This is a genomic window from Arthrobacter sp. MDT1-48-3 (assembly GCF_054511015.1).
Genome location: NZ_JBTNDL010000002.1, coordinates 245,030 through 266,041, shown reverse-complemented (window position 1 = coordinate 266,041; position 21,012 = coordinate 245,030). Strand labels below are relative to the sequence as shown.

Annotated in this window: 19 protein-coding genes; 15 read left to right on the top strand and 4 right to left on the bottom strand. The window is 69.8% G+C overall.

Annotated features, from left to right (window positions below):
* Nucleotides 1-136: 136 nt before the first annotated feature.
* From ACX80L_RS06145 to sdhC, 4 genes are all read right to left on the bottom strand, one after another.
* Nucleotides 137-925 (bottom strand): succinate dehydrogenase iron-sulfur subunit, encoded by a 789-nt coding sequence (locus tag ACX80L_RS06145; protein ID WP_133082742.1) that lies wholly within the window; start codon nt 923-925, stop codon nt 137-139.
* A complete protein-coding gene (sdhA, locus tag ACX80L_RS06140) occupies nt 925-2,703 on the bottom strand; it encodes a succinate dehydrogenase flavoprotein subunit (RefSeq protein ID WP_459267573.1) in 1,779 nt (592 codons plus the stop codon). The genes ACX80L_RS06145 and sdhA overlap by 1 nt, the downstream gene beginning before the upstream one ends.
* A gap of 88 nt (nt 2,704-2,791) precedes the next feature.
* Nucleotides 2,792-3,259: a succinate dehydrogenase hydrophobic membrane anchor subunit gene (locus tag ACX80L_RS06135; RefSeq protein ID WP_133082744.1), complete on the bottom strand. Its 468-nt coding sequence runs from the start codon at nt 3,257-3,259 to the stop codon at nt 2,792-2,794.
* A gap of 5 nt (nt 3,260-3,264) precedes the next feature.
* A complete protein-coding gene (gene sdhC / locus ACX80L_RS06130; RefSeq protein ID WP_133082745.1) occupies nt 3,265-3,648 on the bottom strand; it encodes a succinate dehydrogenase, cytochrome b556 subunit in 384 nt (127 codons plus the stop codon).
* Between the two features lie 343 nt (nt 3,649-3,991).
* Here sdhC and ACX80L_RS06125 point away from each other — a divergent pair, with 343 nt between their 5' ends.
* The 15 genes from ACX80L_RS06125 (at nt 3,992) to ACX80L_RS06055 (ending at nt 21,008) form a co-directional block, all read left to right on the top strand.
* The gene (locus ACX80L_RS06125; RefSeq protein ID WP_133082746.1) at nt 3,992-5,131 is read left to right on the top strand and encodes a sugar phosphate nucleotidyltransferase; all 1,140 of its coding nucleotides are present in this window, start codon (nt 3,992-3,994) and stop codon (nt 5,129-5,131) included.
* 140 nt (nt 5,132-5,271) lie between these two features.
* Entirely contained in the window at nt 5,272-6,417 is a 1,146-nt protein-coding gene (locus ACX80L_RS06120; protein WP_432206149.1) for an amidohydrolase, read from the top strand.
* A gap of 271 nt (nt 6,418-6,688) precedes the next feature.
* Complete coding sequence (locus ACX80L_RS06115; RefSeq protein ID WP_459288357.1) at nt 6,689-7,801, top strand: BMP family lipoprotein; 1,113 nt, start codon at nt 6,689-6,691, stop codon at nt 7,799-7,801.
* Between the two features lie 150 nt (nt 7,802-7,951).
* Nucleotides 7,952-9,496 (top strand): ABC transporter ATP-binding protein, encoded by a 1,545-nt coding sequence (locus tag ACX80L_RS06110; RefSeq protein WP_133082748.1) that lies wholly within the window; start codon nt 7,952-7,954, stop codon nt 9,494-9,496.
* Entirely contained in the window at nt 9,493-10,884 is a 1,392-nt protein-coding gene (locus ACX80L_RS06105; RefSeq protein ID WP_459288354.1) for an ABC transporter permease, read from the top strand. Before ACX80L_RS06110 ends, ACX80L_RS06105 begins: the two co-directional genes overlap by 4 nt.
* Nucleotides 10,881-12,173: an ABC transporter permease gene (locus ACX80L_RS06100; protein ID WP_459288352.1), complete on the top strand. Its 1,293-nt coding sequence runs from the start codon at nt 10,881-10,883 to the stop codon at nt 12,171-12,173. The genes ACX80L_RS06105 and ACX80L_RS06100 overlap by 4 nt, the downstream gene beginning before the upstream one ends.
* Before the next feature lie 13 nt (nt 12,174-12,186).
* Nucleotides 12,187-12,582 carry a cytidine deaminase gene (locus ACX80L_RS06095; protein ID WP_459288350.1) on the top strand — a complete coding sequence of 132 codons (396 nt, stop codon included), beginning with the start codon at nt 12,187-12,189 and terminating at the stop codon, nt 12,580-12,582.
* Between the two features lie 93 nt (nt 12,583-12,675).
* The gene (locus tag ACX80L_RS06090) at nt 12,676-13,962 is read left to right on the top strand and encodes a thymidine phosphorylase (RefSeq protein ID WP_459288348.1); all 1,287 of its coding nucleotides are present in this window, start codon (nt 12,676-12,678) and stop codon (nt 13,960-13,962) included.
* 323 nt (nt 13,963-14,285) lie between these two features.
* A complete protein-coding gene (locus ACX80L_RS06085; RefSeq protein ID WP_133082753.1) occupies nt 14,286-14,969 on the top strand; it encodes a VTT domain-containing protein in 684 nt (227 codons plus the stop codon).
* 24 nt (nt 14,970-14,993) lie between these two features.
* Complete coding sequence (locus ACX80L_RS06080; protein WP_133082754.1) at nt 14,994-16,139, top strand: adenosine deaminase; 1,146 nt, start codon at nt 14,994-14,996, stop codon at nt 16,137-16,139.
* A gap of 8 nt (nt 16,140-16,147) precedes the next feature.
* Nucleotides 16,148-16,846 (top strand): MazG nucleotide pyrophosphohydrolase domain-containing protein, encoded by a 699-nt coding sequence (locus ACX80L_RS06075; RefSeq protein ID WP_459288346.1) that lies wholly within the window; start codon nt 16,148-16,150, stop codon nt 16,844-16,846.
* A 153-nt stretch (nt 16,847-16,999) separates the two neighbouring features.
* A complete protein-coding gene (eno, locus tag ACX80L_RS06070; protein ID WP_133081978.1) occupies nt 17,000-18,280 on the top strand; it encodes a phosphopyruvate hydratase in 1,281 nt (426 codons plus the stop codon).
* A 97-nt stretch (nt 18,281-18,377) separates the two neighbouring features.
* A complete protein-coding gene (locus ACX80L_RS06065; RefSeq protein ID WP_459288344.1) occupies nt 18,378-19,217 on the top strand; it encodes an FtsB family cell division protein in 840 nt (279 codons plus the stop codon).
* A 55-nt stretch (nt 19,218-19,272) separates the two neighbouring features.
* Nucleotides 19,273-20,064 (top strand): DUF501 domain-containing protein, encoded by a 792-nt coding sequence (locus ACX80L_RS06060; protein ID WP_459288342.1) that lies wholly within the window; start codon nt 19,273-19,275, stop codon nt 20,062-20,064.
* The gene (locus ACX80L_RS06055; RefSeq protein WP_459288340.1) at nt 20,064-21,008 is read left to right on the top strand and encodes a Ppx/GppA phosphatase family protein; all 945 of its coding nucleotides are present in this window, start codon (nt 20,064-20,066) and stop codon (nt 21,006-21,008) included. Before ACX80L_RS06060 ends, ACX80L_RS06055 begins: the two co-directional genes overlap by 1 nt.
* Nucleotides 21,009-21,012 lie beyond the last annotated feature (4 nt).

Here is a 21,012-nt window from a genome sequence, read left to right as displayed (position 1 = left end):
GTGACCTGAGCTGACCCGATCCGCCCGTCCTGCTCGCAGCGACGAGGTGCCCGGGAGACCTCGGGAACGACGAAGGGCGGCCCGCCGATGCGGGCCGCCCTTCTCGGCAGCTGGACTGCGTGATCGCCGGTGGCGGTCAGACCTTGCGGGTCAGGATCGCCTGCTTGACCTCGGAGATCGCCTTCGTGACCTGGATGCCGCGGGGGCATGCCTCCGAGCAGTTGAAGGTGGTGCGGCAACGCCACACGCCTTCCTTGTCGTTCAGGATCTCGAGGCGCATGTCCCCGGCGTCGTCGCGCGAGTCGAAGATGAAACGGTGCGCGTTCACGATCGCCGCGGGTCCGAAGTACTGGCCGTCGGTCCAGAAGACGGGGCAGGACGACGTGCACGCAGCGCACAGGATGCACTTGGTGGTGTCGTCGTAGCGGTCGCGCTCCTCGGCGGACTGCAGGCGCTCCTTCGCGGGCTCGTGGCCCTTGCTGATCAGGAACGGCATGATCTCGCGGTAGGACTGGAAGAACGGCTCCATGTCGACGATGAGGTCCTTCTCCACGGGCAGGCCCTTGATGGGCTCCACGAGGATGGGCTTCGACGTGTCGAGGTCCTTCAGCAGGGTCTTGCAGGCGAGGCGGTTACGTCCGTTGATGCGCATGGCGTCGGAGCCGCAGACGCCGTGCGCACACGAGCGGCGGAAGGAGACGGAGCCGTCATGCTCCCACTTCACCTTGTGCAGCGCGTCCAGCACGCGGTCCGTGCCGTACATGGTCAGCTTCCACTCGTCCCAGTGGGCGTCGTCGGAGACCTCGGGATTGTAGCGGCGGACCTTCAGGGTGATGTCGAACGTGGGGATCTCTCCACCGCCGCCGACGCCGGGCGCGAGCTCGACCTTGGAGGCCGGCTCCTTTTCCATCGTTTCGGTGCTCATCAGTACTTACGCTCCATGGGCTGGTATCGGGTGAAGATAACCGGTTTGGTCTCAAGGCGGACGCCACTCGTCTCGGTGGCGCTGGGATCCTTGTAGGCCATGGAATGGGTCATGAAATTCTCGTCGTCACGCTCCGGGTAGTCCTCGCGGAAGTGGCCACCACGGGACTCCTTGCGGTGCAGGGCCGCCGCCGTCATGACCTTCGCCATGTCGAGGAGGAACCCGAGCTCGACGGCTTCGAGGAGATCGAGGTTGAACCGCTTGCCCTTGTCCTGCACGGTGATCCGCGTGTACCGCTCCTCCAGCGTATCGATCACGCGGAGGGCCTCGATCAGGGTCTGCTCGGTGCGGAACACCTGGACATTCGCGTCCATGATGTCCTGCAGCTCCTTGCGGATCTGCGCCACACGCTCTCCGCCCTCCGAGCTGCGTGCGCGGTTGAGGAGCTCCTCGGTCTCGACCGTGGGGTTCTCGGGGATCTCGACGAAGTCGGCCGTCAGGGCGTACTCGGCCGCGGCCAGCCCTGCGCGCTTCCCGAAGACGTTGATGTCCAGGAGCGAATTGGTGCCGAGGCGGTTCGATCCGTGCACCGAGACGCACGCGACCTCGCCGGCGGCGTAGAGGCCCGGGACCACGGTGTCGTTGTCCGCCAGGACCTCGGCCTTGATGTTCGTCGGGATGCCGCCCATGGCGTAGTGCGCCGTCGGGAAGACCGGGACAGGCTCCGTGTAGGGCTCCACGCCGAGGTAGGTGCGGGCGAACTCGGTGATGTCCGGGAGCTTCGCGTCGATGTGCGCGGGCTCGAGGTGCGTCAGGTCGAGGAGGACGTAGTCCTTGTTCGGTCCGGCACCGCGGCCCTCGCGGACCTCGTTCGCCATGGACCGCGCGACGATGTCACGCGGGGCGAGGTCCTTGATGGTGGGGGCGTAGCGCTCCATGAAGCGCTCACCCTCCGAGTTGCGGAGGATGGCGCCCTCGCCGCGGGCGGCCTCGGAGAGCAGGATACCCAGTCCGGCGAGGCCGGTCGGGTGGAACTGGAAGAACTCCATGTCCTCGAGGGGGATCCCGCGGCGGAAGGCGATGCCCATGCCGTCACCGGTCAGGGTGTGGGCGTTCGACGTCGTCTTGTAGACCTTGCCGACTCCGCCCGAGGCGAAGACGACGGACTTGGCCTGGAAGATGTGCAGTTCACCCGAGGCCAGGTCGTAGGAGACGACGCCGGCGACGCGCTTCTGGATGCGCGTCACGCCGTCGACCGTGACCTCCTCGTCCACCATGAGCAGGTCGAGGACGTAGTACTCGTTGTAGAACTCGACGTTGTGCTTGACGCAGTTCTGGTAGAGCGTCTGCAGGATCATGTGTCCCGTACGGTCCGCCGCGTAGCAGGACCGGCGGACGGGGGCCTTTCCGTGGTCGCGGGTGTGGCCGCCGAACCGCCGCTGGTCGATGCGTCCCTCGGGGGTGCGGTTGAACGGGAGGCCCATCTTCTCGAGGTCGAGGACCGCCTCGATGGCTTCCTTGGCCATGACCTCGGCCGCGTCCTGGTCGACGAGGTAGTCGCCGCCCTTGACGGTGTCGAAGGTGTGCCACTCCCAGTTGTCCTCCTCGACGTTGGCGAGTGCAGCGCACATGCCGCCCTGCGCCGCACCCGTGTGGGACCGGGTGGGGTAGAGCTTCGTCAGGACGGCGGTGCGGGCGCGCTGCCCTGATTCGATGGCTGCGCGCATCCCCGCGCCACCGGCGCCGACGATGACGACGTCGTACTTGTGGACCTGCATGCTGGTCGCTCTTTCTGTTGAAACCGGTGTGTGTGCACGGGGGAGCCCCAGGAGGGCCGCCGTGCGGGAACTGCCGACGTGGGTAGGCTTACGGCGCGGGGCAGTAGTCCGCGACGTGGGCCACCCCATCGATGACGGGGCAGGGGTCGAACGTGAAGATCACGAGGGTGCCGAGCACCAGGATGACCACGGTCGCCGTGTACAGGACACCCTTGAGCCACATACGGGTGCTGTTCTTCTCGGCGTAGTCGTTGATGATCACGCGGATGCCGTTGGTGCCGTGCAGCATGGACAGCCACAGCAGCGTGAGGTCCCAGATCTGCCAGACGGGGTCCGCCCACTTGCCGGCGACGAAGCCGAAGTCGATCCCGGTGATGCCGTCACCGGCGACGAGGTTCACGTAGAGGTGGACGAGGATCAGCACCAGGAGGATGGCGCCGGAGAGGCGCATGAAGAGCCAGGCGGTCATCTCGAAGTTGCCGCGCGAGCCGGGGGTGCGTGAGTAGCCCGGGGCGACGCGTCCGGAGCGGGGGCTTTCGATGGTTGGGGTAGCCATGGGTACTAACCTCCGAAGACGTGCGAGAGATGGCGGATCGAGAAGGCGATCATGACGACCGCCCAGAGGCCTACGACGGCCCACAGCATCTGGCGGTGGTACCTCGGACCCTTCTTCCAGAAGTCCACGAGGATGACGCGGACCCCGTTGAAGGCGTGGAACAGGATGGCTGCGACGAGGCCGAGTTCCCCGAGACCCATGATCGGGTTCTTGTACGAGGCGATGACGGCGTCGTAGGCTTCCGGCGAAACGCGGACGAGCGACGTGTCCAGGACGTGCACGAGGAGGAAGAAGAAAATCACTACCCCGGTGATGCGGTGGGCCACCCAGGACCATTGGCCTTCCCGGCCACGGTAGAGGGTGCCTGCTGGTGTCAGTGTCTTCGGCATTGAAATTACCTCCCTGCATCGCATGGGCGTTAGCGCGTTATACGCAGGGATTACGCCGGTGCGACAGCACTCTTCAGATAAGAATAATGTAGGCCGGTGACACTTCCCGTTCAATTTAGGCACCCCTTCCCTGTGACCTTGTTAACACCCGTGCACACCGGGGCGGACAGGGCATCGGCAGAGCGCCGACCGGGAGCCGGCCGGGACGGTGGCGAGGGTGCGTGCCGGGGTCCATGTCGGGACTGATGGAGGTCCTCTCCCGAGTGCCGGAGGCGCGGCCGGGGCCGTCCCCGATGGGGGACGGATCGCCGCCGGGCACCGCCCGTCCGTTACCGTGGAACGGATGAGTACAGAGAGGGCCGCGGCCCAGACCCCCGAGAACGTGCTGGACCGCTTCCACGGCGTCATCCCCGCGGGAGGCACGGGCACACGCCTGTGGCCTCTCTCCCGGGCGGCCGCACCCAAGTTCCTGCACGACCTCACGGGGTCCGGCAGCACCCTGATCCGGGCGACGTACGACCGCCTCCGGCCGCTGTGCGACGGACGCATCATGGTGGTCACCGGGATGGTGCACCGCCGGGCCGTGCTCGAGCAGCTGCCCGAGATCGAGGACCTGAACCTGGTGCTCGAGGCCGAGCCGAAGGATTCCGGGGCGGCGATCGGGCTGGCGGCGGCCATCCTGCACCAGCGGGACCCGGACATCATCATGGGGTCCTTCGCCGCCGACCAGGTCATCGCGCCCGTGGACGTCTTCCAGGCTGCGGTGCGAGAGGCCATCCAGACCGCGGCACGGGGATACATCGTCACGATCGGCATCAAGCCGACCCACGCGTCCACCGGGTTCGGGTACATCCGCGCCGGTGAATCGCTCGCCTCGGCGGGAGCGCCCAGCGCGCGCGCCGTCATCGAGTTCGTCGAGAAGCCCTCGCAGGAGGTCGCCGACGGCTATATCGGGAGCGGCAACTACTCGTGGAACGCGGGCATGTTCGTGGCACCCGTCGACCTCATGCTGAAGCACCTCTCCGCCAACGAGCCCCAGCTCTACGCGGGACTGATGGAGATCGCCGAGGCGTGGGACACCCCACGCAGGGTGGAGGTGGCCCGCCGGGTCTGGCCGACCCTGCCGAAGATCGCGATCGACTACGCCGTGGCGGAGCCCGCCGCCGCCGCGGGCGACGTCGCCATGATCCCCGGGGAGTTCAACTGGGACGACGTCGGCGACTTCGCGGCCATCGGCCGCCTCAATCCTGCCGAGGAGAACAGCGAGCTCACGGTCATGGGGGAGGGGGCCCGCGTCTTCTCGGAGAACGCGTCCGGGATCGTGGTCTCCGACACCAAGCGGGTGATCGCCCTCATCGGCATCGACGACGTCGTCATCGTCGACACACCCGACGCGCTCCTCGTCACGACGAAGGAGCACGCGCAGGAGGTCAAGAAGGCCGTCGAGAGGTTGCGCGCCAGCGGCGACACGGACGTGCTGTAGGACGGGACCCCGATCCGTCCATGACACGGGCCAGTCCGATCGTGTGAGGGTGCCGGGCCGTCGGTCGGTAGGCTGATCCAGTGGAAACGTCCAGTACCCAGAGTCCGCCGATCTCCCGAGTAGGTGCCTCCCTCGAGCCGATGCTCGGCGAGCTGACCGAGATCCGGCGCGACATCCACCGGCATCCGGAGCTGTCCTACAAGGAGCACCGGACCACCGACCTGATCGTGGCCAGGCTGGCGCAGGCCGGGCTCGTGCCGCACCGGCTCGAGGGCACCGGAGCCTACGTGGACATCGGCCGGGGGCCCCTGCGGATTGCCCTGCGGGCGGACATCGACGCCCTGCCGATCGTCGAGGAGACGGGGCTGGACTACACGTCGGCCGCCACCGGTGTCACCCACGCGTGCGGGCACGACATCCACACCACGGTGATGCTGGGGGTCGCGCTCGTGCTCGCCGACCTGGATGCCGACGCGCCGCTGCCCGGTACGGTGCGCATCATCTTCCAGCCCGCGGAGGAGATGATGCCCGGCGGGGCGATCGACGTCATCGCCCAGGGCGTGCTCACCGGCGTCCCGCGGATCCTGGCGCTCCACTGCGATCCGAGGATCGACGTCGGCCTCGTCGGCACGCGTATCGGCGCCATCACCTCGGCGTCGGACACCATCCGCGTGGAGCTCAGCGGCCGCGGCGGCCACACCTCGCGCCCGCACCTCACCGAGGACCTCGTGTTCGCCCTCGCCTCCATCGCCGTGAACGTCCCGGCCGTCCTCTCGCGCCGCATCGACGTGCGCAGTGCGGTGTCCGTGGTGTGGGGGCAGATCCATGCGGGCTCCGCGCCCAATGCCATCCCGGCGCACGGCTTCATGTCCGGCACGCTCCGCTGCCTCGACGGGGAAGCCTGGGAATCGGCGGGCGAGCTGCTCGACCGTGCCGTGCGCGAGGTGGCCGCCCCGTTCGGGGTCGACGTGAGGCTCGAGCACATCCGCGGCGTCCCCCCGGTGGTGAACCAGGAGGCGGAGACCGGGTTACTGGAAGCCGCGGCCCGCGCCGAACTCGGTTCGGGCGCCGTCGTCCTCACCCCGCAGTCCATGGGCGGCGAGGATTTCGCCTGGATGACCCAGGAGGTGCCCGGTGCCATGATGCGGCTGGGCACGCGCACCCCCGGTGGCGAGACCTACGACCTCCACCGCGGGGACTACGCACCCGACGAAGGCGCGATCGCCTGCGGTATCCGCGTGATGGCCGTCGCCGCCCTCCAGGCCGTGCTCGGTCGAGACCACTGACGGCCGGGTCCTGCGTCCTGGAAGAACCGGGACCTCCTCCCGGCTGTCCTCAGCCGCCTGTGCATAACGAAAACCGAACGATCCTCCCGCGCCGACCGCCCGTGTAGTGTTCCCCATCACTTGGCGCTTAGGATATTCGCATACGTGCTGCACCGACGGTGTCGCGGCGCCACGGTCTCCCAGTGAAAACAGAGCCTCGGATCCAATCGTGGACCGTGATGGACACTCACTGGTATTCGTCCCGTGGCGCATTTCTCTCCTGGAGGCATTTTTGAAGAACTCACTGCGCTCATTCTCGCGTGGCACCGGCCTGTCCGCCGCCGTTCTCGGCGTCTCGGCCCTCGTCCTGTCCGGCTGCGGCGCGCCGCCCGCCGAGGACTCGGCCGGTGGCGGCTCGAGCGCCGAGGCCAACACCGACTACCTCGGCTGCATCGTCTCCGACTCCGGTGGATTCGACGACCGCTCGTTCAACCAGTCCAGCTACGAGGGCCTGAAGAAGGCCGAGACGGACCTCGGCATCACGATCAACCAGGCCGAATCGCAGGCCGAGACCGACTTCGGCCCCAACGTTGACCAGATGGTCCAGGCCGGGTGCAACCTCACCGTCACCGTCGGCTTCCTGCTCGCGGACACGACGAAGGCAGCGGCGGAAGCCAACACCGATGCCAACTTCGCGATCGTCGACGACAACTCGATCGACCTGCCGAACGTCAAGCCGATCATCTACGACACGGCGCAGGCCGCGTTCCTCGCCGGCTACGCAGCGGCGGCGACCAGCGAGTCCGGCAAGGTGGCCACCTACGGCGGCATCAACATCCCGACCGTGACCATCTTCATGGACGGCTTCGCCGAGGGCGTGGACTACTTCAACGAGGAGATCGGCGGAGACGTGCAGCTCCTCGGCTGGGACAAGGAGAGCCAGAACGGCACGTTCGTGGGTAACTTCGAGGATGCCGCCGCAGGCAAGACCAACACCCAGAACTTCATCAACGAGGGTGCCGACATCATCATGCCGGTCGCCGGTCCGGTCGGCTCGGGCACGCTCGACGCCGTCATCGAGGCGAACGCGGGCGGCAAGGACGTCAAGGCGATCTGGGTCGACTCGGACGGCTACGAGACCGCCGGCAAGGGCGAGGAGTTCATCCTCACCTCCGTCATGAAGCTCATGGGCGACGCCGTCGAGGACGTCATCAGCACCGATGTCGAGGGCAACTTCGACAACACCCCGTACGTCGGCACCCTGGAGAACGGTGGCGTGGCACTGGCGCCGTTCCACGACCAGGAGGCCAGCGTCCCCGCCGATCTGCAGGCCACGCTCGACGAGCTGAAGGAACAGATCATCTCCGGCGACATCGCGGTCGATTCGGCCGCCAGCCCGAAGTAACAGCGCACCGCACGAGAACCGCCTTCCTCCCGGGGCTTTCCGCCGGGAGGAGGGCGGTTTGCGTTCGCCGCGGGTGCATGCCCCGGAGCCGTGGCCGGTATCCTTTCCGGTGACGTCCACCGACGACAACAGAACAGAACAGGCTGGGTTGTGAAACTCGAACTGATCGGCATCACGAAGCGTTTCGGATCGCTCGTCGCCAACGACTCCATCGATCTCGTCGTGGAACCAGGACAGGTCCACAGCCTGCTCGGCGAGAACGGGGCCGGCAAGTCCACGCTCATGAACGTGCTGTACGGCCTCTACGACCCCACCGAGGGCGAGATCCGCGTCAATGACAAGCCGGTGACCTTCAAGGGACCGGGCGACGCGATGGCCGCGGGGATCGGCATGGTGCACCAGCACTTCATGCTGGTGCCGGTGTTCACCGTCGCGGAGAACGTGGCACTGGGCAACGAGGCCACCAAGGCCGGCGGGATGCTCAACCTGCAGGAGACCCGGACGCGCATCCGGCAGATCTCGGACCAGTACGGGTTCGACGTCGACCCCGACGCGGTCGTCGAGGACCTGCCGGTCGGCGTCCAGCAGCGCGTCGAGATCATCAAGGCGCTCGTCCGCGACGCCGAGGTCCTCATCCTCGACGAGCCGACAGCCGTCCTGACGCCCAAGGAGACCGACGAACTGCTCGGGATCATGGCGCAGCTCAAGGCGGACGGCACATCCATCGTCTTCATCTCGCACAAGCTCCGCGAGGTCAAGGCCGTCTCCGACGTGATCACCGTGGTCCGCCGCGGCAAGGTCGTCGGAACCGCCGACCCCAGCGCCCCGACCACGGAACTCGCGTCCCTCATGGTGGGCCGCGCCGTCAGCCTGACCCTGGACAAGAAGCCGGCCGCGCCGGGCGAGGTGACCTTCCGGGTCCGGGACCTCACCGTCCAGGCCCCCAACGGGCAGCGCGTGGTGGACGGCCTGAGCTTCGAGGTCGCCGAGGGCGAGATCCTCGCCGTCGCGGGTGTCCAGGGCAACGGCCAGACCGAACTCACGGAGGCGATCATGGGCCTCCAGGACCACGTCACCGGATCGATCACCCTCGGCGGGAACGAGCTCCTGGGCCGCAGCGTCAAGGACGTCATCCGCGCCGGCGTCGGCTTCGTCCCCGAGGACCGCAGCGTCGAGGGGCTCGTCGGGACGTTCTCCGTCGCCGAGAACCTCATCCTCAACCGGTACGACGACGCGCCCTTCGCGAAGGGACTCTCCATGTCCCCGTCGGCCATCGAGAAGAACGCCGACGAGAAGATCGCCGAGTACGACGTGCGCACGCAGTCCGCGTCCGCCGCCGCGGGCACCCTCTCCGGCGGCAACCAGCAGAAGGTCGTCATGGCCCGCGAGTTCTCGCGGCCCCTCAAGCTGTTCATCGCCTCGCAGCCCACGCGCGGCGTCGACGTCGGTTCCATCGAGTTCCTGCACCGCAGGATCGTCGCGGAGCGCGACGGCGGCACGCCCGTCATCATCGTCTCCACCGAACTCGACGAGGTCCTCGAGCTCGCCGACCGGATCGCGGTCCTCTACCGCGGCCGCCTCATGGGGATCGTCCCCGGGTCCGTGTCACGCGACGTGCTCGGCTTGATGATGGCCGGCATGCCCGCCGAGGAAGCCCTGGCGCAGACACACGACATCCAAGGAGGAAACCTGTGAGCCCGCAGGACGACCGGCCGGTATCCCCGGCTCCCGACGGCGGCGCCCCGCCGACCCGCCGGGAAGCGAAGGAGGCCGCGCGCCAGGACGAGGTGCGCCTCGAGAACGCCGTCGAGACGGCAGGCGGGGAGGTACCCCCTCCGGCGGTACCCGCGACGGCGGCGAGCCGCGGACCCGCGCCGGAGTCGCCCCTCCTGCAGCGCGTCATGACGGGGAACGCGCTCGTCGCCTTCCTGTCGGTGGTGCTGTCCCTGATCCTCGGTGGAGTGCTCATCGCGGTCACCGACCAGAACGTGGCGCGGGCGTCGTCGTACTTCTTCAGCCGCCCGCAGGCCACCCTCGGTGCTGCCTGGACGGCGGCGTCGAGCGCCTACATCGCGCTCTTCCAGGGCTCCGTCTTCAACTTCGGCGGAGATTCCTTCTCCCGCATGATCTACCCCCTGACGCAGACCCTGACCGTCGCGACCCCGCTGATCTGCGCGGGGCTCGGCGTGGCCCTCGCCTTCCGGGCCGGCCTCTTCAACATCGGTGCCCAGGGACAGATCCTGATCGGCGCCACGTTCGCGGGCTGGATCGGCTTCACGCTGCACCTGCCCGTCGGCCTCCACCTGCTGCTCGTGATCCTCGCGGGCATGGTCGGCGGCGCCGTCTGGGCCGGTCTCGTGGGCCTCCTGAAGGCTCGGACCGGCGCGCACGAGGTCATCCTGACGATCATGTTCAACTACATCGCGACGAACCTGGTGCTGTACTTCCTGAGCACCCCGGCGTTCCAGCGGCCAGGTTCCACGAACCCGATCAGCCCGCAGCTCGACGCGAGCGCCCTGTACCCGCCGCTGCTCGGTCCCGCGTTCCGCCTGCACTGGGGCTTCGTCGTCGCCGTCCTGGCCACCGTCTTCGTGTGGTGGCTGCTCAACCGGTCGACCGTCGGGTTCGAGCTCCGTGCCGTCGGCGCCAACGCGAGCGCGGCCCGCACCGCCGGCATCAACGTCAGCAGGGGCTACATCCTCGCGATGGCCATCGCCGGGGCCCTCGCCGGCCTGGCCGGCGTGGCCCAGGTCTCCGGGACCGAGAAGGTCCTCACCTCGGGCGTCGCCGCGAGCTTCGGCTTCGACGCGATCACGGTGGCACTCCTCGGCCGGTCCTCGCCGTGGGGCACCTTCGCGGCGGGCATCCTCTTCGGCGCCTTCCGCGCCGGGGGAGTGGCCATGCAGGCCTCGACGGGCACGAGCATCGACATCGTCCTCGTCGTGCAGTCGCTGATCGTCCTCTTCATCGCGGCGCCGCCACTCGTCCGTGCGCTCTTCCGCCTCCCGGCACCGGGCGCCGCGCGCACGGGCAAGGGCGGCACCCCTCACCGCACGCCAGCCTCGACCGGAGCAGCAGCATGAGCACAGCAACCACCGCTCGCGACGAGCGCCAGAACGCAGCCGGCGACGTGGCCGTGCGGAGCTGGAAGAACCCGATCATCCTCTCCGTCGTCGCCCTCTTCGCCCTCCTCGTCTTCGCACTCGGAGCGCCGGGCAACGACGTCACGTTCAGGCTGTCGGAGGAGAACGACCCGATCGTCCTGCCGTCCATCGTGGTGTCCGCCCCGGTGATCGGCTGGTTCGCGGCACTCGCGATGATCGCCCTCGCCGTCCTCGCGATCCTGCGCACGCGCTCGGGGCGGAAGATCCCCGCCTGGCTGCTGGCCGCCTTCGCCGTCCTGTTCCTCGTCGCGTTCCTGACGTGGGTCGTCGGCAGCGCCCGCACCCCCAACGTCGCCCTCTACGGTCTCCTCGCCGGATCCGTCACCCTGGCCGTGCCGCTGATCTTCGGTTCGCTCTCGGGCGTGCTGTGCGAGCGCTCCGGCGTCGTGAACATCGCGATCGAGGGCCAGCTGCTGTTCGGCGCGTTCGCGGCCGCGGTCGCGGCGTCGCTGTCCGGGAGTGCCTTCGTCGGCCTCCTCGCCGCGGCGGTAGCGGGCGTCCTCGTGTCCCTCGTCCTCGCCGTCTTCAGCATCCGCTACGTCGTGAACCAGGTGATCGTCGGCGTCGTGCTGAACGTCCTGGTCTCCGGGCTGACCGGCTTCCTGTTCTCCGCCGTGCTGAGCGAGGACGCGGAGCGGTGGAACTCGCCCCCGCGCCTGCCCGTGATCGAGATCCCGCTGCTCGCGGACATCCCGGTGATCGGCCCGATCCTCTTCCAGCAGACCATCGTGGGCTACCTCATGTACGTCGCGGTGGCCCTCGTCTACGTGGCGCTCTACCACTCGCGCTGGGGCCTGCGCACGCGCGCCGTCGGCGAGCACCCCAAGGCCGCCGACACCCTCGGCGTCAACGTCAACCGCATGCGCTTCACCAACGTGCTGCTCGCGGGCGTCGTCGCGGGCGTCGGAGGATCCTTCTTCACGCTCGTCGCCGTCTCGGGCTTCGGCCGTGACATGACCGCGGGCCAGGGCTACATCGCGCTCGCCGCCCTGATCTTCGGTCGCTGGAACCCGATCGGGGCCTTCTTCGCGGCGCTGCTGTTCGGCTTCGCCACGAACCTGTCCAACGTGCTCAGCCTGCTCGGCACGCCCGTGCCGGACCAGTTCCTGCGCATGCTGCCGTACGTGGTGACGGTCTTCGCGGTCGCGGGGCTCGTCGGCCGCTCGCGGGCACCGGGCGCCAGCGGTATCCCGTACATCAAGGGCTAGGAGGCTCAGCAGCATGACCGACGACGAGATCCCCTGGGACTCCCTGGCCGCCACGGCGAGGGACGCCATGGAACGCGCCTACGTCCCCTATTCGAAGTACCCCGTAGGGGCCGCGGCCCTGCTCCAGGACGGCCGGATCATCTCCGGCTGCAACGTGGAGAATGCCTCCTACGGCCTGACCCTGTGCGCGGAGTGTGCGCTCGTGAGCGCGCTGGCCATGAGCGGCGGCGGGCGCATCCGGGCGTTCAGCTGCGTGGACGGCGAGGGCAGCACCCTCATGCCGTGCGGGCGCTGCCGCCAGCTGCTGTACGAGTTCCGGGCGCCGGACATGGTGCTCATGACCGTCAGCGGCATCCGCACCATGGACGAGGTCCTGCCGGACGCCTTCGGGCCGCAGCACCTCGCCTGACCCAGGGGCGCGGCCGGACAGGCCGCGCCTCTCCTCTTCCCCTTCCCATTCCACGGCTCCTGCCAGGAGCCGCACCACGATCCGAGGATCCCCATGACCGAAGCCTTCGACGCCGTCGACATCATCCGTACCAAGCGCGACCGGGGCACGCTCTCGCCCGAGCAGATCGACTGGACCATCGACGCCTACACGCGCGGCGTCATCGCCGACGAGCAGATGGCCGCCCTCAACATGGCGATCCTGCTCAACGGCATGGACCGCGCCGAGATCTCGCGCTGGACCGCCGCGATGATCGCCTCCGGTGAGCGCATGGACTTCTCCTCGCTCGGCCGCCCCACCAGCGACAAGCACTCCACCGGGGGCGTCGGCGACAAGATCACCCTGCCGCTGGCCCCGCTCGTCGCCGTCTTCGGCGTCGCCGTGCCGCAGCTCTCCGGACGCGGCCTCGGCCACACGGGGGGCACCCTGGACAAGCTGGAATCCATTCCCGGCTGGCGTGCGCACCTCAGCAACGAGGACATGCTGCGCCAGCTCGCCGAGGTGGGCGCGGTCATCTGCGCCGCCGGGACGGGACTGGCCCCCGCGGACAAGAAGCTCTATGCCCTGCGCGACGTCACGGGGACCGTCGAGGCCATTCCCCTCATCGCGTCCTCGATCATGAGCAAGAAGATCGCCGAGGGGACCGGGTCGCTGGTCCTGGACGTGAAGGTGGGCAGCGGGGCCTTCATGAAGGACGTCGCCCAGGCACGCGAGCTCGCCGAGACCATGGTGGCCCTCGGCAGGGACGCCGGGGTGAATACCGTGGCGCTCCTCACCGACATGAGCACGCCCCTCGGACTGACGGCCGGCAACGCCATCGAGGTCGAGGAGTCGGTCGAGGTCCTCGCCGGCGGCGGACCGGCCGACGTCGTCGAGCTCACCGTGCGCCTCGCGGAGGAGATGCTCGTGTGCGCGGGCGTGCACGACGCCGACCCGGCGGCCGCGCTGAAGGACGGACGCGCGATGGACGTCTGGAACAGGATGATCGAGGCGCAGGGCGGAGACCCCCGCACGACCCTGCCCGTGGCGAAGGAGTCCGAGGTCGTCCTGGCGCCGGCCGACGGCGTGCTCGTGGGCCTCGACGCGCTCTCGGTGGGCGTCGCCGCTTGGCGGCTCGGAGCCGGCCGGGCCCGCAAGGAGGACCAGGTGCAGGCGGGGGCCGGCGTGCGGCTGCACGCGAAGCCGGGAGCCTCCGTGCGTGCGGGGGAGCCCCTGATGACGCTGCTCACGGACACCCCGGAGAAGTTCGACCGTGCACGGGACGCGCTGGCCGACGCCGTCGTGATCGCACCGGAGGGTTCCCGCCCGGCGCAGCAGCTCATCATCGACCGCATCGCCTGAGGTCCGGATCGGCTGGGTCCGGATCGGCTGGGTCCGGATCGCCTGAGTCCGGATCGTCTGAGGTCCGGATCGGGCCTCCTCCGGGGCGACCCCTAGGGGGAACGGGCGCCGGCCTCATCCCTGGGGGTGAGGCCGGCCGCGGGCCGGATCGCCCGCAAGGGCGACGACCCGGGACGGCTGCCGCGGGTAGCGTCGACGGCAGACGCGCGGCAGCGGTTCCCGGTTCCCCCGGCACCGCGACGGCGTCGTCCGGCCCCGTTCCGACGACCGCCTCCACCCCTGGTGGCGGGTCGCACGGGGTGTACCGGCGGAGGAGCCCCAGGATGGATGCGATCACCAGTGCCCTCGACGGCATCAGCGACGTCGTGCTGGCCGCCGCGGAGCAGCCCTGGGTGTACCTCCTGGTGCTGGTGTGCTGCGTCGTGGACGGTTTCTTCCCGCCGTTCCCCAGCGAGTCCGTTGTCGTCGGCCTCGCGTCGCTCGTCCTCACCCAGGGCGTGCCGAACCCCTGGCTGCTGATCCTGGTCGCGGCCGCGGGCGCGTTCCTCGGCGACAACATCGCCTTCCGCTTCGGCAGGGGGATCGGCACCACGCGCTTCCGGTGGATGAGGCGACCGCGCATGCAGCGGTCCTTCACCTGGGCGGGGAACGAACTCGCGAAGCGGGCCGCGTCACTGATCCTGGTGGCGCGCTTCATCCCGATCGGCCGCGTGGCGGTCAACCTCACGGCGGGGGCCACCGGGTACTCGCAGCGCCGGTTCGTCGCCCTCACGGCGCTCTCCGGTGTGGTGTGGGCCGGCTACTCCGTGGGTATCGGCGCGGTCGCGGGGACCTGGTTCCAGCACAACCACCTGCTGGGCGTCGCGGTGGCCGTCGGGATCGCCGTCGTCCTCGGGTTCCTCGTGGACCGCGTGATCGCCCTCGTCCGCGGCTCGACGCCGCTCCAGGCCGCCGTCGAGGAGCCCCAGGACTCTCCCGAGCCGGCCCGGGAGACGAGCCCTCCCTGAGGCGCATCGCGTAGGCTTGACGGCGTGACCCAGACCCAGAACGACGCTGCCATCGACATCCGGACCCTGCCGAAGGTCTCCCTCCACGACCACCTCGACGGCGGCCTGCGGCCGGCCACCATCCTCGAGCTCGCCGCCGACATCGGGCACGAGCTCCCGGCACCGGACGCCGAGTCCCTCGGGACCTGGTTCCGCGAGTCCGCGGACTCGGGATCGCTCGAGCGGTACCTCGAGACCTTCGACCACACCATCGCCGTCATGCAGACGCGGGAGGGGCTCACGCGGGTCGCCCGGGAGTTCGTCGAGGACCTGGCGCTCGACGGCGTGGTCTACGGGGAAGTGCGGTGGGCGCCGGAGCAGCACACGCAGAAGGGCCTAACGCTCGACGAGGCCGTCGAGGCGGTCCAGGAAGGCCTCGAGGCGGGTGCCGCGGCGGCCATCGCCGCGGGACGCGTCATCCAGGTGGGCCAGCTCATCACGGCGATGCGGCACGCGGACCGCGGCCAGGAGATCGCCGAGCTCGCCGTCCGCCACCGCGACCGCGGCGCCGTCGGCTTCGACATCGCCGGGGCGGAGAACGGCTTCCTGCCCTCGCGCTTCGCCGACGCCTTCACGTACCTCGCCTCCGAGCAGTTCCCCGCGACCGTGCACGCGGGCGAGGCGGCCGGGCTGGACAGCATCCAGGACGCCCTCGTCGCGGGACGTGCGCTGCGCCTCGGCCACGGCGTCCGCATCGCCGAGGACATCGAGATCGAGGAATCGGCGGACGACGACGCCGCCGACGGCGAGGAGGTCGGCATCGCCAACCTGGGCCGTATCGCCTCCTGGGTCCGTGACCGCGGCATCCCGCTCGAGCTGTGCCCGTCGTCGAACCTGCAGACAGGCGCCATCGCGGCCTTCGGCGACACGATCGACGCCCACCCCTTCGACCTGCTGTACCAGCTGGGCTTCAAGGTCACCGTGAACACCGACAACCGCCTGATGAGCGGCGTGACCCTGACGGGCGAGTTCGAACTCCTCGTCGGCACGTTCGGCTACGACCTCGGCGACCTGCTCGAACTGACCCTCAACGCGGTGGATGCCGCGTTCCTGCCGCTCGAGGACCGCGAAGCCCTGGCCGAGCACATCACCGCGAGCTTCGACAGGGCCGCGGGCCGGGCCGCAGCCTAGCCGCTCCGGTGACGGACGCAGCAGCGGCACGGCCAGGAGCCGCGCCCGGAAGGCCTCCGGGCGCGGCGGTCGGCCGCCTGGTGGAGGTGGTGGACCTCCTCCGCCGGTACTGCCCCTGGACGGCTGCGCTGGAGCCGGCGTCACTGCTCGAGTACCTCGTCGAGGAGACGTACGAGCTCTACGAGGCGGTCGACGACGTCGCCCGCGCCGAGCGGCCGTCGCAGGAGCTCCTGGACGAACTGCGCGGGGAACTGGGGGACGTGCTCTTCCAGGTGGTCCTCCACGCACAGCTGCAGGCCGAGGTCGGATCCTTCGGGCTCGCCGAGGTCGCGGAGGGGCTGACCGCCAAGCTCGTGCGGCGGAATCCCCACGTGTTCTCGCCCGACGGTGCCCTGCGCGGCGGAACGGCCGGATCGGTCGCGGACATCGTCGCCACGTGGCAGGCCGTCAAGCAGCAGGAACGCCCGGCCCGCACGTCGCCGTTCGACGGCATCCCGCACCACCTGCCGGCTCTCGCCTTCGCCGCCAAGACGCTCGCACGGGCGGGAGAGCGGGGCGACGGCGGGCCCGACCCTGCGGGAGAAGCCGGGCTGGGCCGGGAACTGCTGGAGCTGGTGCGGCGCGCCGTGGCGAGCGGCGTGGATCCCGAGCGCGCACTCCGCCGGGCCGTGCTGGACTACCAGCAGGACGTCGTCGGCGGTGCGTGAGCCCTGCGAGGGCGCCGCCCGCGTCACACGCGGGTGATCCACCCCACGTGCAGGACGGACGTGAACTAGGGTGGGAGCAACACCTCCGTTGCTCCGACAAAGACGTCCCAACATGATGTGAACCCCTACACTCCAACGAAGAGGAGCAAATCCATGGCCATCATCGACGCCATCCACGCGAGGGAGATCCTCGATTCCCGCGGCAACCCCACGGTCGAGGTCGAGGTCCTGCTCGACGACGACACCTTCGGCCGCGCGGCCGTCCCCTCCGGTGCCTCCACCGGCGCCTTCGAGGCCAACGAGCGCCGCGACGGCGAGAAGGACCGCTACCTCGGCAAGGGCGTCCTCCAGGCCGTCGAGGCCGTCATCGAGCAGATCCAGCCGGCACTCCTCGGGTTCGACGCCGCGGACCAGCGTGCCATCGACCAGGCGATGATCGACCTGGACGGTACGGAGAACAAGTCCAACCTGGGCGCCAACGCGATGCTGGGTGTCTCCCTCGCCATTGCCCGCGCCGCCGCCGAGTCCTCGGCCCTGCCGCTCTACCGCTACCTCGGCGGCCCGAACGCGCACGTCCTGCCGGTACCCCTGATGAACATCCTCAACGGCGGTTCGCACGCCGACTCGGACGTCGACATCCAGGAATTCATGATCGTCCCGCTCGGCGCGCAGTCCTACTCCGAGGGACTCCGCTGGGGCGTCGAGGTCTACCACGAACTGAAGTCCGTGCTGAAGGAGAAGGGCCTCGCCACCGGCCTCGGCGACGAGGGCGGGTTCGCCCCGAACCTGCCGTCCAACCGCGACGCACTGGATCTCATCACCACCGCCGTCGAGCGCGCGGGCTACACCCCGGGGACCGACATCGCGTTCGCCCTCGACGTCGCCGCCTCCGAGTTCTATAAGGACGGCGCCTACCAGTTCGAGGGCAAGGCCCTCAGCACGGAGGAGATGAGCGCCTACTACGTGGAGCTCGTCCGCGACTACCCGCTGGTCTCCATCGAGGACCCCCTCGACGAGGACGACTGGGAGGGCTGGAAGCACCTCACGGACTCGATCGGCGACAAGGTCCAGCTGGTCGGCGACGACCTGTTCGTCACGAACCCGGTGCGCCTGGCCAAGGGGATCTCGAACCAGACCGCCAACTCGCTGCTGGTGAAGGTCAACCAGATCGGCACCCTCACGGAGACGCTCGACGCGATCTCCATGGCGCAGCGTGCCGGCTACACGACGATCACCTCGCACCGTTCGGGTGAGACCGAGGACACCACGATCGCCGACATCTGCGTGGCCACCAATGCGGGCCAGATCAAGACGGGTGCTCCTGCACGCAGCGAGCGGGTGGCCAAGTACAACCAGCTGCTGCGCATCGAGGAGGAGCTCGACGACGCCGCCCGCTACGCCGGACGCAGCGCCTTCCCGCGTTTCACGGCCTAGTTGATCCGCAGTTGATCGGCAGGGCGGTTACCCTCGTTAAGCGGGTCCCGCGAGGGACCCGACGCGACCACACGCGAAAGCATTGACGAGGAGCTTCATGACTGCCCGCCGCCCCAACGTGCCGCGAGCCGGCCGTCCGACGCCTGTGGCGGAGGAACGGCCGGCTCCCGGGACGGCCAGGGGCCAGACCCCTGCCCACGGCCCGCGGACGTCCGCCTCCGCAACCCCGGCCGGTCCGGGATCGGCCGGTCGTGGCCATGTGCCGTCCCCGGGCCGGCCGCGATCCTCGGGATCCGCACTGCCCGGGACCGCCGCACCGCGGACCGCAGGACCCTCCGCGACGAAGGATCCCCGCGGGGCCGGCGGAACGGCGGGAACGACGCCTGCGCGCTCTGTGCGCCAGGCCGCGGCCTCCACTCCGCCCGGAGCCTCGAAGCCGTCGTCCCCGTCCGAGGCGCGGGCCGCCGAACGGTCCCAGCTCGCCGGCAGCATCCGCCGCGGCAGGCTCGGTGCCAGTCGTGCCGAGACCGCCATCCAGCCGGCGGAGGAGGCGACGCCGATCCCCGCGAAGTCCTTCTCCGGTCGCCTGCTGGCGCTCGCCGTCGTGCTCATCGCCGTGATCGTGCTGCTGGCGCCGTCCGTGAGCAGGTACCTGCAGCAGCAGGCGGAGCTCGACGCGCTCCGTGCGGACATCGCCCGGCAGCAGCAGGAGCAGGCGGACTACCGGTCGGAGCTCGCCCGCTGGGACGACCCGGCCTTCGTTCGGCAGCAGGCGCGCGAGCGCATCTTCCTCGTGATGCCGGGCGAGACCCGGTACCTGGTCAAGGGCGCCGACGGGATCGAGGACAGCACGGGCGAGGGCTCGGCCGCCGACCCGGCCGACCTGCCCTGGGTCGACTCCCTCTGGAGCTCGGTCGCCCGCGCAGCGACAGATTGAGCGGGCCGGGCGCCCCCGCGAACCGTACGCCCCGGAGCGTCCAGGAAGGAACAGCGTGACCCACCACGACCAGCATGACGAGCGCGACGAGCGCGGTCCCGAGGGACGAGATCCCCGGACCCCCAGCGCACGCGACCTCGACGTCCTCAGCCGCCAGCTCGGCCGCCCCGTGCGGGACGTCGTCGAGATCGGGGCGCGGTGCGTCTGCGGCAACCCGCTCGTCGCCACCACCGCACCCCGCCTCTCGAACGGCATCCCGTTCCCCACCACCTACTACCTCAGCCATCCCGTGGTCACCTCCGCCGTGTCGCGGCTCGAGGCCGACGGCGTCATGACCGAGATGAGCGACCGGCTGACCGCCGACGCCGGCCTCGCCGAGCGCTACCGGGCCGCCCACGAGGCGTACCTCGCCGCGCGCGACGCCGTCGGGCAGCGGGCCGGGACCGGCCCGGTCCCCGAGATCGACGGTGTCTCGGCCGGAGGTATGCCCACCCGCGTCAAGTGCCTGCACGTCCTCGTGGGCCACTCGCTCGCGGCGGGACCCGGGGTCAATCCGCTGGGCGACGAGGCGATCGCACGGATAGCGCCGTGGTGGACGCCGGAGCACTGCTCCTGCGACGGGGCCTGGGACACCACGGGGCAGGCACCCCACGCCGACCTCAGCCGGCACACCAGGACCCAGGGCCTGAGCCCCGAGGAGCTTGAGGCGAAGCGGGCGGCGCGCCGCCGCGGAGCGGAGCCTGACGGCACGGCAGACGCGAGCACGCCGGTCGCCGGGGCCCACGCCGCGTCCACCCCGGCTTCCACCACCGCTTCAGCCCCCAGCGGCGCCACCGAGGAGAAGTAATGCGTACAGCTGCCATCGACTGCGGCACCAATTCCATCCGACTCCTGATCGCGGACATCGCGGACGGGGTCCTCACCGACGTCGAACGACTCATGCGCGTGGTGCGCCTCGGCGAGGGGGTCGACGCGACCGGTCGCCTCTCGGAGGCGGCGCTCACGCGGACCTTCGCCGCGACCGAGGAGTATGCGGAGCTCATCGACCGGCACGGTAACCCGCCGGTGCGCTTCGTCGCGACGTCGGCGTCCCGCGACGCCGAGAACCGCCAGGACTTCGTCGACGGCATCCGGGCACGGCTGGGCGTCGAGCCGGAGGTCGTCTCTGGCGACGAGGAGGCGAGGCTGTCCTTCGCCGGCGCCGTGAGCGTCCTCGAAGCGGCCCGTGACGAGACGGTCCTGGTGATCGACCTCGGCGGCGGGAGCACGGAGTTCGTGGCCGGGACGACCGGCGGCCTCATCGCCGCGCGGAGCACCGACATGGGGTGCGTCCGCTACACGGAGCGCTTCCTGAAGGACAACCCGCCCACCCCGCACCAGATCGCGGCGATGGAGGCGGAGGTCGGCCGCATGATGGACAACGCCGCGGCGCAGGTCCCTCTGGACAGGATCACGAAGATCGTCGGCGTCGCCGGGAGCGTCACCACGGTCACCGCGCACGCCCTCGGTCTCCCGTCCTACCAGCCGGAGCGGATCCACGGCGCGGAGCTGCCGATCCCGGTGGTCTCGGCGGCGGCAGCGGACCTCCTGCACATGACGCGGCAGGACAGGGCCGCACTGCCCTACATGCACCCCGGCCGCGTCGACGTGATCGGTGCGGGAGCGCTCATCTGGAGGTCGATCGTGGAGCGCGTCGCCGACGTCACGGACGGCCGGGTCTCGACGGCGGTCACGAGCGAGCACGACATCCTCGACGGGATAGCCCTCGGCATCGCGGAGCGGGAACGGTGAGCTG